The following is a 14,623-nucleotide window of genomic DNA, read 5'->3' on the forward strand; positions in this document are numbered from 1 at the left end:
CCCCCTTTTTTAAAAAATAAGCTGCTCAGATTTAACCAAGCTCTGCAATCAGATCGGCCAGCAGCCCGTCCATCACACTCAAAACCCGGGCTGATGCGGCGTAAGCATTTTGAAAGGTAATCATATTTGACATTTCTTCGTCCAAGGATACCGTCGAAATGGACTGCCGCTGATTATCAACCTGTGTAGCCAAAGCTGACTGGGTATCGTAGTAATCCGCAGCATCACTGCCTGCTGTCGACAACCAGGAAATTAAGGATTGATAAAAACCGGTGCTATCCTGGGATAAACCACCAAAGGTATAGATGTTGGCACTACTTAAGTCACAGATGGCTGCCGCCACCGTGTTATCTCCCGCAGCCCCGCTGGCGCCGGCCGCCAGCTTGTTAAGATCGCTGACAATAGCGGGATTTACCTGGATGTTGGTGCTGCTTAAAGGCTGACTCGAATCAATAGCGACAAAGAAATCGGTGCCGGTACTGCCATCTAAGCCTGTGCCGGCACTGTGCAGGGAATTGAGTTTAACCGCCAGGGTGGTGATGAGAGTATTCAAGCCCTGCCGCAGATTACTAAGAGAACTGGTAGCGCTGGCCGTATAAGTATAAACCTTGCCGTCCTGATCCGTATCCAGGATCAACTCCGGGTCAATCGCCCCAATCCCTGTTTGATCGGCATCTTCCAGACAAGCCTTTAAAGTACCGTTGGTAATACTGGCTCTGGTGCCCGTGTCTGCCCAGCGCACTACGAGCGGGTCGGCCATCGATCCGTCTCCCGCCAGACTCAGTTCATAGCTTTTATTAAGACTTACCAAAGCCACGCCGCCAATAAAGACAGTAACCGAGCCATTGGCCTGTTCTTGTGTGCTAAAATTTACATAATCGGATAATTGATCCAATAAATAATCCCGCTGGTCCCGCAAATCACTGGCCTCGGCATCGGCGGCTTCGGCCCTGACAATTTGCAGGTTGAGTGCCGCCACCTGGGTGGCAATACTATTGATATCGTCCACAATATCTGCAGCCGAATTGCAGGCATCCTGTTGCAGCGCAGCCAGTTGCTCATCAATGGAACTCAGCGTATCCAGCAAGGTAGCGGCGTACTCGACCACCGCCTGACGATTGGCGATATTGCCGGCATCTCCCGCTAATTCTTCCCAGCTGTCGAAAAAGTTCTGAATGGTTTGCTGCAAACCATCGCTGCCTGAACCGTCAGTTGCCGAAAACTCGTCAAGAATTTCCTGCGCATAAGTAAGCATGCCGCTTTTGGTGCTCCAATAGGAGGCTGAGGCATTTTTGTCATGATAGGTGCTGTCCAGCAATTGATTACGCGCCCGGCAAACTTCGACAACAGCAACTCCCGCCCCTATTGATGTCTGGCTGGAGATGGGAACTATCTTTTCTGCACTGTTGATTTGCTGGCGGGAATAGCCGCTGGTATTGACATTGGACAAATTCTGGCTTGTCACCGTCAAGGCGCTTTGATTGGCATACATCCCGGAATACGCTATACTGTAGCCGCCGAAGGTTGAGCCCATAATCGCATTCTCTCCTAACTAAGGCAAATTATCGCACCATATTAATGACGGCCTGGAGGCATTCGTCAGACGCAGAAATAATCTTACTGTTGGCCTGATAGGCACGTTGGGTAATCATCATTTCAGCAAATTGTTCGGACAAATCCACATTGGACATTTCCAGCGTACCGGCGCTCAAACTGCCGGTACCCGCACTGCCGGCGATAACACCGCCGGTGAATGCGCCTGAGTTTACGGTAGTGGTGTACAGGTTATCGCCGATTTTTAAGAGACCTGCCGGATTGGTGAAGTTGGCCAGAGCAATAATCCCCAGCGGCTGGGTATAACCGTTACTGTAAACTCCGGTGATTACCCCGTCTGAGCCGATGCTGAAATCGTCAAGCGTCCCGGCCGGGTAGCCGTCCGAAGTATTGGTCAGGCTGGCAGTATTGGCAGATGTGCTCACCTGCGTCATATCCAGCGCAACTGAAAAAGCAGCCGCACTGGCATTGGAGTTGGTTGGGGTCAGCGTAATGGATGGCGTAGCATCATAGGTATCGTTGGTTGTGATGATCTTGCCGTTTTTATCAAAAGCCAGCAAACCGCTGCCGTTAACAGACAAATTGCTGTCCGCGGTATCAGCCTCCCACTGCCAGTAAGTTACCGGATTGTCAGGATCAGAACTGTCAACATAGCTTTTATATAAACTTACCTGAACATTGTAAGCGTTGCCCAGCGAATCATACACCGTCAGGGTTGTGGTTCCGTCTGCCTCCAGATTAGAGGTGTCAATCAAACCGGTAGGATTAACGGCGTCAGTGCCGGTGGCGGTAAGTGTGGTATCGGCGCCGGTGGTTGCGCCCAGCAGGCCTGTTAATACTGAATTATCACCGCTCACCGTGAGTGCAGCCGTACTGCCGGCAGCACTTGTGCTTAACTGAATATAGCCGTTTGTGCCGTCGCCGGCGGCAAAGCTTGCCGTTACACCGCTAATGGCATTCAGGCTGTCAAGAACCGTCTGAATGGTATCACCGCTCTGAATCGTAATGGCAGTACCGTTAACCGTAATTGTCGCTCCTGCCAGGGAAGTCAGATCATCACTTGCCGCTGTTAAACCGGTGGCGTTAGCCGTCGCATTGTCCGCACTGCCCAGTGTTGCCGCCGTCGCAGGAGTCACTCCCTGGGCTTCGGCCGAGGCATCGATAGCACCGGTTAAGGTCGATTTTGTCGTAGCCGAGGCGGCCAGTACCTGCTTGCCGTTAGAAAATAGATTCAAAGGTGATACCGCTTTGTCGGTATTAAACACATAGGAGCCGTCGGCCGCGATGGTAAAATCCGACCAACCGCAGATATTATAACCGTTTACCGTTAAGTTGCCGGCAGCATCCACGCCAAAGTTGCCCGCCCTGGTAAACTGATAGTTGCTGCTGCCGCCCCCCTGCACAATAAAGTAACCGTTACCACTGATGGATACATCATTGGCATTACCTGTGGACTGGGTGCTGCCGACAGTAGTGATCGTGGTGGTAGCCGCCACACCCACCCCGGTACCAACCTGTTTGGCATTGGTACCGCCTTGGCCGGTTGTCGTATTAGCCGCTGTGGCGCCACTGAGTGTCTGACTTAACAGATCGGCAAAACTCACGGTTTGCGCTTTGTAGCCGGCGGTATTGACATTGGCAATATTATTACCGATTACATTTAGCTTGGTTTGTTGGGCTTTAAGGCCGGAGACACCGGAATAAATAGAAGTCATCATTGCAGGTTTTCCTCCTAAATTGCTATTTCCTCAGTCGTTCAGAAATAGGCGCCAGCCCCTCTTCCCAGAGTCCAGCTGACTTTTTCATACCTGTGAAAACAGGTCTTACACCTCGGCCGTGCTGTCGGTGCTGCCGCCGGCTGCGACTTCGGTAACCGCGCTAATCGCAACCTTCGTGCCGCCGATATTCAAATACGGCGTCCCGCCGCTGATAGTTACCGAGTCCACCTTGCCGGTAGTGCTGACAGTATTGCCGGAAGCATTGAGCGCCGTATAAGTGACGGTTTTGCCAATCAGATCATATGCCTGAGCGGCGTCCACACTGTTAGCAATGGTCTGCAATTGATTTAATGAAGTAAACTGAGCCATTTGTGACACATATTCCGTGCTGTCAACAGGGTCTTCCGGGTCCTGGTACTGCAATTCGGTTGCCAGCAGCTGCAGGAATGACTGGAAATCGCCAAAGGTGGAATTATCGGTTGAGCTGGTGGAAGTTGAGGTAGGGGCTGCCCAATAGGCTGTTGAACCGGAAACAGAATTAATACTCATGTTGCTATTCCTCCTTATTGTAGAGAGATATACTCCATGAATAGTTTCGCATTCGCGTGTTTACTATTTGTTTGATAATCTATTAAGAAAATATTAGTTGCCCCAAATAACGACAAAATCCCAACAGTCGGGAACTGTGGGATTTTGCCGCCAGCAGAAAAATAAGTAAGCGCCGCCTTGCCAGCCGGCACCTGCAGTTTGCTGCAACTTAGAAAAAATTCTGTAATGGCAGGAATCCGCCACTCCATCACAGAAGAGGTATAGGTATTTTTCAAAATTCGGAAATTTGTCAGGATATTGTACCTGAAGCAGAATCAGGAGATGAGCTACTTGGAAGATCAATTGCTATCCATTGAACAGAAGCTGGCCGGTGGAGAACGGCTGACGCGCGACGACGGCTTATTGCTGTTAAACAGCAATGAGTTACTGCGGATCGGCGCGCTGGCTCGTTTGGTAAAACAGCGCAAATCCGGCAATAAGGTATATTTTAATGTCAACAGGCACATTAATCTCACCAATGTCTGCAAGGCCCGCTGCAAGCTATGCGCCTTTGGCTGTGATGCCGATGCGTCACAGGCCTATGTAATGGAGCCGGAACAGGCTCTGGCCATTGCCCGCCAGGCAGTCGCCGATGCTCCGGAAATGACCGAACTGCATATTGTCAGCGGGTTGCATCCGGACAAGCCGTTTGCCTATTACGCCGATATTATCCGCGTTATTCACCGGGAGTTTCCCGCTTTGCATATAAAAGCCTTTACCGCGGTGGAAATTGCCCATTTTGCCAAAATTGCCAAACTGTCTGTCCGGGAAGTGCTTACCGTTCTCAAGGAAGCCGGCTTAAACTCCATGCCGGGGGGCGGTGCGGAAATATTAAATGACCGGGTGCGGCACATCCTCTGCCCGGATAAGGCTACTGCCGCCGAATGGCTGGAAGTGGCACGTACGGCGCATCAGCTGGGTATCCGCAGCAATGCTACCATGTTATACGGGCATGTGGAAACCCCGGAAGAACGAATTGACCATTTACTCACCTTGCGTCAGTTGCAGGATGAAACCGGCGGCTTCCAGGCTTTTATTCCCTTCCCCTTCCATCCGGAAAACACCGGGCTTAGTGACCTTAAGCGGACAACAGCCTGGGAAGATTTGAAGATGCTGGCTGTCAGCCGCCTGATGCTGGACAATTTTGATCATGTTAAAGCCTTTTGGATTATGCTGACAGTCCCCATTGCCCAGATTTCCATGGGCTTTGGCATTGATGATTTAGACGGAACGGTAGTGGAGGAAAAAATTCTGCATGCAGCAGGCGCCAAAACGGCGATAGGCATCAGCAAGCAGGAGATTATTGCTTTTATTCGCGAAACAGGCAATATTCCCGTTGAACGGGATACTCTATATCGCGAAGTGCGGGTATATGAGGGGAGCGAAGCCTAATGCGCCCCCGGGTTGGACACATTCAGTTTATTAATTGTTTACCGCTGTATTACGGGTTAGTAAAAAACGGCGTGCTGTGGGATGTGGAATTAACCAAAGACACCGCCCGAGAGCTAAGCCGCCATTTGCTGGAAGGCAGGCTGGATATTTCCCCAGTTCCCTCCATTGAATATTCCCGGAACTGGCGTGAGCTTACTTTATTGCCGAACCTGTCGGTAAGCTGCGACGGTCCGGTAACAAGCATATATTTAGTCAGCAAGCTTCCCATCCAGGAACTGCATAACCGGAAAATCGCGCTGACTAATACGTCCCGCACATCACAGGTACTGTTAAAAATTATTCTTGAAGATAAATACCGGGTGAAACCTGCTTATTTTGAGTGTCCGCCTAATTTGGGTTCCATGCTGCTGGAAGCCGATGCCGCCCTGTTAATCGGCGATGAAGCACTCCAAATTCACTATCAGGTGCCGCAGGGGTTATATGCCTATGATTTAGGCAGCGAGTGGAAGGAACTGACCGGTTGCCGGATGGTGTTCGCCGTCTGGGCAGCCCGCCGGAGTTTTGCTGAGGAAAATCCGGAGCTTGTCCGGGAAGTACAGCGCTCTTTTGCCCATTCCATGTCCTACAGCCTGACCCATGTTGAGCAAGTGGCCAGAGATGCCGCCCGCTGGGAAGCCTTTGATGCCGCTTTTCTGCAATCCTATTTCACCACACTGCAATTCTCCTTCGATACAGACCATCAGCAGGGACTGCTGGAATATTACCGTCGGGCGCAAGCATTAGGCCATATTGCCGAAATGCCGCAGCTGACGTTTCTGGAGGTATAGTTGTGGTGAACAGCTGGCAGACAATTATCGAACAGACACTGCAAGGCCGCCGGTTACAGGATGAAGAAGCCTTGGAACTGTTAACCCGGGGTGATTTGCCGGCCTTGGGACAGGCCGCCAATACCATCAGACAGCGAAAGCATCCCCAGCCCTATACCACGTTTATTGTGGACCGGAATATTAATTATACCAATGTTTGCAAAAGCCAATGCAAGTTCTGCGCCTTCTACCGGCTTGCCGGCGCTGCCGACGCGTATGTATTGGACACAGCAGAACTTCATCAAAAAATTGCCGACACTATTGCTGCCGGCGGCACTCAGATCATGCTGCAAGGCGGATTGCACCCGGAACTGCGGCTTGACTATTTTGAGAATATGCTGCGCGGTATTAAGGAAAAGTTTTCCATTACCATTCATTCCTTTTCCCCGGCGGAAATTGTTCATCTGGCCGGTCAAGCCGGCATCACCATCCGGGAGACACTGAGCCGCCTGCGCGCCGCCGGCCTGGACTCCCTGCCTGGCGGCGGCGCCGAGATATTGGATGACACCGTACGGCAGCGGGTCAGCCCCTTAAAAATTTCCGTCAAGCAATGGCTGGCAGTCATGGAAACAGCCCAACAGCTGGGAATGGGCACAACAGCCACCATGGTGATCGGTATGCAGGAAACTTACCGGCAGCGCATCAATCACTTCCGGGTCATTCGTGAGCTGCAAGACCGTACCGGCGGTTTCCGGGCCTTTATCATGTGGACCTTTCAACCAGGAAATACCGAGCTGGGCGGCACCAAGGCCAGTGCCTGGGACTACCTGCGGACATTAGCGGTGGCCCGGTTATACCTTGACAATATCCCCCATTTACAGGGTTCCTGGGTAACCCAGGGACAATCTGTCGGCCAGTTAACCCTGGCCTTTGGCGCCGACGACTTAGGCAGTATCATGCTGGAAGAGAATGTCGTCCGGGCAGCCGGCACCGCCTATCAAATGTCGGTGGACAAAATGGTGGCGCTCATCCGCGCCACCGGCAAAATTCCAGCCCAGCGGAATACGGAATATGAAATTTTGAAAACTTTTTAAAGTGAGGACAGAGGATTGCGAGAAGATACCAGAAATAGGATTCCCCGGGCAAGTATTGCCATTATCGGCGGTTCCGGCACCTTATCCATGGATTTCCCGGCAGCGCTAAACCGCCCGGAGGTAGAAATACTGGGACGGGAAATGGTTTTTGACACCCCCTATGGGGCAACACCGCCCTTGCTCTTATTTCGCCAGGGTGATAAACAGGTGCTGACCTGCCGGATGCACGGCTGGCGCTCGGGAATTAACCGGGCTGACGCCTCCCGGCAGATTTTTTGGCTGTTTCGTGAAGCCGGCGTGAAAAAGATACTGGCAGAAGGCGGCGTGGGCACAGTCAATCATTTGCTTGACCCCCGGGATATGGTGATTGCCTCCGATTATATTGATCAATCCATGCGCAAGGATGTAGGTCTGGAGGGACATTATCTGCTCATTATGCGGCAGGCCCTTTGCCCGCAGCTGCGGCAGGAATTAATTACAGCCGCCGAAGCCAGGCCCCTGCACCGGGTTTTTCGCCGGGGAGTGTATGCCGTAACCGACGGGCGGCATTTTGAAAGCCCTGCCGAAGTGGCTATGTTAAAAGGACACGCCGATATTATCGGTCAAAGTCTCTGCCCGGAAGTGTACCTGGCCCGGGAAATCGGCGCTTGTTATGCCGGGTTGTATACTGTTGTCAATTACGGCGAAGGTGTGGTAAAAGATTGGGACCATAGTGAATTAAGCCAAATCTTTTATGATGATGCCGATAAGATCGGACAAATTTTATTGGATGTCATCAGCCGGCTGGACGATAAGCAAACCTGCGGTTGCGCCGATTTGCGCAAACCGACATTATTAAAAAAAGTATATGGCCCGTCAAGCTAGTACTGCCGCTGTTGCCCTTATCCTGCTTTAAGAAAGTTATACTTTCTGTTAGGACAAATAGCAGGGCTGAGCAGAAACATCCCGTTTCTACCCAGCCCTGTTATTGTTGTCATTTACGCTGGCCGTTGCTGCTAAAACAATGAAATGTGCGGGACTTTAAGCGAGTTGGCCCTTCTGTCTGTTATAATTTCGTCTCCGCGAAGCTGGCCCAGCAGCGGCGAGTGAGGATCATGCCCCCGCATAGCCTGACAGACCATGTTTTCACTTGTCGTAGCATAGCAATAAACGCAGCCGTGAGAGCAGCAGTTATAAGCGCCAATATCAATGCTTTCAATACATTGACAAGCCGGACGCTGGTTGGGGTCTTTTTTCGCGCATAAGGAGCAGCCGAGAATATGCTCAAGCAAGCCCTGGTCAATACAGGCAGCATGAGCAATGCCATAGGAGGCAAAGTCGATGGTCTCAGAACAGGTCGCCAGCGTCAGCTTGTGCCGTTTGGCAATTTGGGCGAAGCCCTGCGCCAGCTGGTTCATGTGCAGGGTGTTTATCTCGCAGACGGCAAACGGCTTCAGCCGCTCCCGGATTTTCGCGTACAGGTCGATAAAGCTGAAAACGCATTTTTGGGTATAAGCAGCCAGCTTACCACACAGCCGGTCAAATTCCGCCAAATGATACTGCACGGAAAAATCGCTGCTGATTATTACCGGATCATAGCGCCAGACTACGCGGTGGCTACCAATCTTATCGCTTACGTGCCGGAAGGTTTCCATGATTTCCGCTTTTGCCGGCAGCCCTGTTTCTACCTGCCGGTCATAGGGCGTCAGGGTAAACTGAAAATAATACCGGTAGCCCAGCGCATCAATGATATTCAGCCGGTCCAGCATTGGCCGGGGATTTTTTGTCCAGAACACAATGCAGTCAACAACCTCCGGGTTCAGGACAACCTTGGCGATGCGCCTGGGATTTCTCGGATTTTTAACATAAACGAACCCCTGGTGCAGCCGGTTAATGAACCAATCGGCATAAAAGGCCGGAATATCTGTGCGCCTGCTGGCACTTATAATCAATTCTCATCACCATTCATCTTTAGTTTGTGTATTTGTTCAAGGTGGATAGCTTATTATTTCTATTGTAACAGAGCTTTTCGCCCATGTCTTTCAGTATTTCACCTGGTCATGCCAGAAATACTATTAACTTACCAGCCATAATAAAGCAAAGCAGGCTTAATCAAACTATAAGGAGCATGTAATGAAAAAAACGATAAAAGAACGCCTCACTGAGTTGGCCGATGAGGAATACCGGCAGTTTCACAGCAAATTGATTCCCGGTACGGATAATGTGCTGGGTGTGCGTCTGCCGCGCTTGCGCGAACTGGCCAAAGAACAGGCCAAAGGCGATTGGCAGGACTATTTATTGACAGCAAAAGATGACTATTACGAAGAAACCATGCTCCAGGCACTGGTAATCGGTCACATCAAAACAGATATTGCGGCAACACTGCACTATATCGCAGCCTTTGTTCCCAAAATCAACAATTGGGCAGTGTGTGACAGCTTTTGCAGCAGCTTGAAAATCACAAAAAAGTATCAGGAACAGGTCTGGGAATTTCTACAACCCTATCTGGTGTCCCCCAAAGAGTTTGAATTACGGTTTGGCGTTGTAATGCTGCTGAATTATTATATTGAAGACAAATACATCGATCAGGTTATAGCCCATTTAGACAATGCCAGGCATGAGGGGTATTACGTCAAAATGGCAGTAGCCTGGGCCCTGTCTGTTTGTTTTGTCAAATATCAGGAGAAAACCATGGCCTATTTACAGCAAAGTACGCTGGACAATTTTACTTACAATAAAGCCCTGCAGAAAATTCTGGAATCCTATCGTGTAAACCAGGAAACCAAGGATCTGATACGCCGGATGAAGCGAAAATAAAGATTATCCAAGGTTAAGCCGGACAAGTATTGCACATATATTTTTTTATTAGTGCCATACTAATTTTGCACTGCCAAAAGAAACGGAGGTGAATCTATATGACCTTACCAGGTGTAAAATGCAAAGTCTCCAGCTGCAAATACTGGAAATCCGGTGAACACTGTGATGCGTCCGCTATTGAAGTCAATGTGGACGGCGGCGGTTCAAGCGCTCGGCAAAGTGAGCAAACCAACTGTCGTACCTTCCAGATGAAAAATTAAACCTTTGCAGCCAATATGACAAAGCCGTCCAGTAACTGGACGGCTTTTGACTATTCGTAGCGTAAGGCGTCAATGGGGTTTAGGAGAGCTGCTTTCCGCGCAGGGTACAGGCCGAAGAAGAGCCCGATGCCTACAGAGAAAGCAAAGGAAATGATAATCGGCAGTGGGGTGATAACAGTATTCCAGCCGGCGACAGAGGAAATGCCATAGGAAGCGCCGATACCGACGGCGATACCGATAGCGCCGCCAACAACGCCGATTACCACAGCCTCAATCAGAAACTGCATGAGGATATTGGAATATCTGGCTCCCAGGGCTTTGCGAATACCAATTTCCCTTGTCCGTTCGGTAACAGATACCAGCATAATGTTCATAATGCCGATGCCGCCTACCAGCAGGGAAATCCCGGCAATGCTGCCCAGCAGCATAGTAATGGTGGCTGTGGTTTCCTGGGCTGTTTCCATGACACTGGCCAGATTACGTACGGTAAAGTCGTTCTCCTGGTCACCGATAATACCGTGCCGGGCTCGCAGCAGGCTGGTAATACCCTCCTGCACCTGATCTACAGCCTCAGAGTCGGCGGCCTGCACACTAATGGACTGAACATGGGTAATGCCCATCATCCGCTCCTGGGCGGTAGTCAGCGGAATAATAACCGTATCGTCCTGATCCTGCCCCCCGGCTGACTGGCCTTTGCTTGCCAGTACACCAATAATCGTAAACGGCGCATTATTAATCCGGATGCTTTTCCCTACCGGATTTACATTTTCAAACAGGTTGGCGGCAACAGTAGCACCAATTACCGCCACCCGGTTGCGGGCATTTAAATCGTCGTTGGTAATAAAACTGCCGGCTTCAACACTTACATTGCGCACTTCCATATATTCCGGCGTAGTCCCCTGGACGCTGGTTGTCCAGTTCATATTACCGGCAACCATTTGATACTGGCTGCTGACAGCGGGGGCAATGGCGGCAATGCCGTCTACATCACGGGCTATTGCCTGCGCGTCCTTGAGTGTCAGGGTTGTCTTGGTGCCGGCTGCCCCCCGTACGCCGGAGGAAGAAGAAGCGCCAGGCATAACGATGATGAGATTGCTGCCTAAGCTGGCAATCGAAGTTGAAATTTTATCTCTTACTCCCATGCCAATGGACACCATGGCAATAACCGCGCCAACTCCAATGATAATGCCAAGCATGGTAAGGATGGAGCGCAGCTTATTGGAGACCAGTGCATCCAAGGCTATTTTTACACTTTCCCAAAACACATTACTCCTCCCTTTCTGTATCCCGGACAATAAGCCCGTCCCGGACATGAATTACCCGTTTGGCATGGGCGGCAATATCAGGCTCATGGGTTACCAGGATAATGGTACGGCCGGCGGCATGAAGGCTCTTAAAAATACCCATAACCTCATCACCGGATTTAGTATCCAGCGCGCCGGTAGGTTCGTCGGCCATCAGGATGGAGGGTTCATTGACCAGCGCCCGGGCAATGGCCACCCGCTGGCGCTGACCGCCTGACAGTTCGTTAGGCAGATGATCCATCCTGTTTTCCAAGCCGACAGACGCCAGAGCAGCGGCTGCCCGTTCCTTCCGTGCTTTGGCATTCACCCCGGCATACACCAGCGGTAAAGCAACATTATCCAGCGCCGAAATCCGGGGCAGTAAATTAAAGTTTTGGAAAACAAAACCGATTTTTTTATTCCGGGTCAACGCCAGCTGGTCGTCATTGAGTGATGATACTTCCTGCCCGTCCAGCAAATATGACCCGCTGGTCGGGCGGTCCAGGCAGCCCAGTATATTCATCAAAGTGGATTTGCCGGAGCCTGACGGTCCCATGATGGCGGTAAATTCGCCTGCACGGATATCCAGGCTGACACCGGCCAGGGCCGCCACCACGGTGTCGCCCATTTGATAGGTTTTGATAATCTCGGTTAATGCAATTGTCATGCTATGACCCCCTTATACACAGTGGCCCGGTACTAGAACATCGGGCGTCCGCCGCGTCCTCCCTGCTGACCAGCGGTCTGTGCCTTTGTGCTGACTTGCGATAAAACCACTTTATCGCCTTCATTTACGCCGCTGATAATTTCCACCCGGTCATCCCCGGTATTGCCGGTCTTGACCGGAACATTCTGCGTCTTGCCGTCCGGTCCGGCAACAATAACGTATTTTCCTGTTTTATCTGAGCGTATTGCCGCCAGCGGCAGAGTCAGCACGCCTTTATTTTCACTGACAGTAACCGACACTCTGGCAACCATGCCGGGATTTAAGAGATTTTCGGCGTCGGCTACATCAATGGTTACCGGATAATAAGTAACATTCTGGGAAACCGTGGCTTTACGGGAAATAGTAGTGACTATACCTTTAAATTCTTTGTCAGGATAAGCATCCACCGTAAAGCTGACTTTTTGCCCCAGCTCGATTTTGCCAATATCGGTCTGGTCTACGTTGGCTTCAATCTGCATTTTTGACATATCGGCCACTGTCAGGATGACAGTGGGATTGTTAACCCCCTGGGCTACCAGTTCGCCGGCCGACAACGGTTTGCCGATGACGCTGCCTGTCATGGGTGAGACAATCACGGTATCATCAAGCTTAGACATAACCTCGTCATAGTTGGCCTGGGCAATATTATATTCCATGCTGGCATTATCCAGCGTCTCTTGCGAAGCACCGCCAATGCGGGTCAGCCTGGAGGTCCGCTGATATTTCAGCGCAGCGTTGTCCAGCCGTTCTTTGGCCTGGGTTACCTGGGCCTGCATTTGGGTATCTTCCAGAATAACAAGCACCTGCCCGGCCTCTACCACTTCATTCTCTTTGACCTTAACCTCTTTGATATGTGCCGTTATCTTGGAACTGATGTCAACACTGTCAACCGCCTTGATGGTGCCTGTTGCTTCCACCTCTGAGGTAAGGTCCCGGCGCTCGACCTGTATAGTCTGCTGCGGTGCGGCGACAGGCTGGCTCTTGCTTTGATAATAGTACCCGCCGCCGGCCATAGCAGCCACAGCAATGACCACCATGCTGATTGTTTTTTTATGGTTTGCGATTTTTTGCCACATTGTTGTTACCTCCGCCATCATAGAGTACCCGCTCCCGCGCCCATCGCTTTATCCAGTTTGGCTTTATTGACATTATAATCATAAAGCGCCTGCACATGGTTGGTCTTGGCCTGCGTCAGCGCCAGCTGCGCGTCAAAAACGTCAAGATTGGTTGCAGCACCGGCTTTATAGGTTTCCTGCGCAATATACAGGTCTTCGTTGGCTTTGTTTACCGTCACTTCGGTGGTTTGCAGACGTTTTTCCGCTTCTTTCATGTTAAGGTAGCTTTGGCGTACTTCCTGCTCAATGGTATTGGCCGTCTGCTCAGCCTCCAGCCGGGCTTTGTTGAACGAAGACTCGGCCTGATTGATTTGGGACTTGGTTACACCGGCATCGAAAATATTCCAGCTTGCCGAAGCGCCCACCGACCAGTTGGCGTCATTGTCAGGCAGCAGCCGGTCATCCCAGCCGGTGGAAGCCGACAGCGACACCGACGGACGTTTATTGCTTTCCGCAATCTTGATATCTTTCTCGGCACTATCAATGCTTAACTGGGCCTGAACGGCTTCCGGACGGTTTTGCCGGGCAAAGGCCATGGCTTCCTGCAGACTGCGGGTATCGGCCTGATAGTTAAGTTCACCCTGTAATTGAACCTCAGTGCCTGCGTCCATGTTCATGGTAGTAAGCAGGTCAGCTACCGCCAGTTCATACTGGTTTTGCGCCTTAATCAGGTTCTGCTCCGCATTGGCGACTTCTACCTCAGAACGCAGAACCTCGGCTTTAGCGGCGACACCTTCCTGGTATTTTGCCTGCACTATGTCCAGATGGGCCTTAAGATTGGCGACACTCTCCTCATTCACTGCCTGCATATTTTTAGCCTCAAGCACGCTATAGTAATTTGTCGTAGCGTCTAAAATGAGCTGCTGCCTGGTTTTCTCCACCTGCAAATCGGCACTGCGCACACCGATTTGAGCCTGTTCAATCCTGGCTTCGGTTTTTCCACCGCTGTACAGTTGCCAGTTCATTCGCAAACTGTTATTAAAACTGTCTTTATCCTTGTCCGAACTGCCCTGGTAATCATAACTGCTGCCAAGAGAAACAGTCGGCTTTTTGCCGGCTTTGGTTTCATCGACACTAAACTCTGATCTCTTTTTATCCTCACCGGCAATATGAATAGACGGGTTATTCTTCAGCGCATAAGTAATACTGTCTTGCAGCGACAGTTCAACAGGTGCGGCAAAGGACAGCGTATGTTGTAAAAAAATCAGACCCGCAGTAATGTACGCAGCCTTATTCTTTAATTTAAACATGGGCTAGCAGCCTCCTACCTTAAAATTCTATCTTACTCAGTAGTGTTATTGTAGTAAAGCT

At 50.8% G+C, this 14,623-nt stretch carries 15 protein-coding genes; 6 read left to right on the forward strand and 9 right to left on the reverse strand.

The window, feature by feature from the left end; all coding sequences use genetic code 11:
* Positions 1-31: 31 nt before the first annotated feature.
* The 4 genes from flgK to GT1_RS19285 form a co-directional block, all read right to left on the reverse strand.
* Positions 32-1,534, reverse strand: coding sequence for a flagellar hook-associated protein FlgK (flgK, locus tag GT1_RS19265; RefSeq protein WP_188400078.1), 1,503 nt, complete (start codon positions 1,532-1,534; stop codon positions 32-34).
* 28 nt (positions 1,535-1,562) lie between these two features.
* Positions 1,563-3,272, reverse strand: a complete 1,710-nt coding sequence (locus tag GT1_RS22400) for a flagellar hook-basal body complex protein (protein ID WP_223226380.1) — start codon at positions 3,270-3,272, stop codon at positions 1,563-1,565.
* Positions 3,273-3,377: 105 nt separating this feature from the next.
* Positions 3,378-3,821, reverse strand: a complete 444-nt coding sequence (locus tag GT1_RS19280; RefSeq protein ID WP_188400079.1) for a flagellar hook capping FlgD N-terminal domain-containing protein — start codon at positions 3,819-3,821, stop codon at positions 3,378-3,380.
* A 14-nt stretch (positions 3,822-3,835) separates the two neighbouring features.
* Positions 3,836-4,096, reverse strand: coding sequence for a hypothetical protein (locus GT1_RS19285; protein WP_143558952.1), 261 nt, complete (start codon positions 4,094-4,096; stop codon positions 3,836-3,838).
* Between the two features lie 46 nt (positions 4,097-4,142).
* Between GT1_RS19285 and mqnE the strand changes: the two genes are divergently transcribed.
* Genes mqnE through GT1_RS19305 form a run of 4 tightly spaced genes read left to right on the forward strand, consistent with a single transcriptional unit; the run spans position 4,143 to position 8,016 of the window.
* Positions 4,143-5,252: an aminofutalosine synthase MqnE gene (mqnE, locus tag GT1_RS19290; RefSeq protein WP_075753049.1), complete on the forward strand. Its 1,110-nt coding sequence runs from the start codon at positions 4,143-4,145 to the stop codon at positions 5,250-5,252.
* On the forward strand, positions 5,252-6,079 hold the full coding sequence (locus GT1_RS19295) for a menaquinone biosynthetic enzyme MqnA/MqnD family protein (protein ID WP_188400080.1): 828 nt from the start codon (positions 5,252-5,254) through the stop codon (positions 6,077-6,079). The genes mqnE and GT1_RS19295 overlap by 1 nt, the downstream gene beginning before the upstream one ends.
* Before the next feature lie 2 nt (positions 6,080-6,081).
* Positions 6,082-7,152 carry a cyclic dehypoxanthinyl futalosine synthase gene (gene mqnC / locus GT1_RS19300; protein ID WP_376742014.1) on the forward strand — a complete coding sequence of 357 codons (1,071 nt, stop codon included), beginning with the start codon at positions 6,082-6,084 and terminating at the stop codon, positions 7,150-7,152.
* Between the two features lie 15 nt (positions 7,153-7,167).
* Positions 7,168-8,016, forward strand: coding sequence for an MTAP family purine nucleoside phosphorylase (locus GT1_RS19305; protein ID WP_223226381.1), 849 nt, complete (start codon positions 7,168-7,170; stop codon positions 8,014-8,016).
* Between the two features lie 131 nt (positions 8,017-8,147).
* Here GT1_RS19305 and GT1_RS19310 read toward each other — a convergent pair whose 3' ends face one another.
* A complete protein-coding gene (locus GT1_RS19310) occupies positions 8,148-9,083 on the reverse strand; it encodes a DUF1848 domain-containing protein (RefSeq protein ID WP_188400081.1) in 936 nt (311 codons plus the stop codon).
* Between the two features lie 181 nt (positions 9,084-9,264).
* On the opposite strand from GT1_RS19310, the gene GT1_RS19315 reads away from it, so the two are divergent.
* Both GT1_RS19315 and GT1_RS19320 read left to right on the forward strand, forming a co-directional pair.
* A complete protein-coding gene (locus tag GT1_RS19315) occupies positions 9,265-9,948 on the forward strand; it encodes a DNA alkylation repair protein (RefSeq protein ID WP_188400082.1) in 684 nt (227 codons plus the stop codon).
* A 98-nt stretch (positions 9,949-10,046) separates the two neighbouring features.
* Positions 10,047-10,208 (forward strand): DUF1540 domain-containing protein, encoded by a 162-nt coding sequence (locus GT1_RS19320; protein WP_188400083.1) that lies wholly within the window; start codon positions 10,047-10,049, stop codon positions 10,206-10,208.
* A 50-nt stretch (positions 10,209-10,258) separates the two neighbouring features.
* Here GT1_RS19320 and GT1_RS19325 read toward each other — a convergent pair whose 3' ends face one another.
* From GT1_RS19325 to GT1_RS19340, 4 genes are read right to left on the reverse strand one after another with little or no spacing between them, the layout of a single operon-like run.
* Entirely contained in the window at positions 10,259-11,473 is a 1,215-nt protein-coding gene (locus GT1_RS19325) for an ABC transporter permease (RefSeq protein WP_188400084.1), read from the reverse strand.
* 1 nt (position 11,474) lies between these two features.
* Positions 11,475-12,158: an ABC transporter ATP-binding protein gene (locus GT1_RS19330; RefSeq protein ID WP_075753034.1), complete on the reverse strand. Its 684-nt coding sequence runs from the start codon at positions 12,156-12,158 to the stop codon at positions 11,475-11,477.
* 32 nt (positions 12,159-12,190) lie between these two features.
* Positions 12,191-13,273, reverse strand: a complete 1,083-nt coding sequence (locus GT1_RS19335) for an efflux RND transporter periplasmic adaptor subunit (protein WP_223226382.1) — start codon at positions 13,271-13,273, stop codon at positions 12,191-12,193.
* A gap of 17 nt (positions 13,274-13,290) precedes the next feature.
* On the reverse strand, positions 13,291-14,562 hold the full coding sequence (locus GT1_RS19340) for a TolC family protein (RefSeq protein WP_188400085.1): 1,272 nt from the start codon (positions 14,560-14,562) through the stop codon (positions 13,291-13,293).
* Positions 14,563-14,623 lie beyond the last annotated feature (61 nt).

The sequence above is a fragment of the Sporomusa sp. GT1 genome (assembly GCF_014634905.1).
GTDB classification, from domain to species: domain Bacteria; phylum Bacillota; class Negativicutes; order Sporomusales; family Sporomusaceae; genus Sporomusa; species Sporomusa sphaeroides.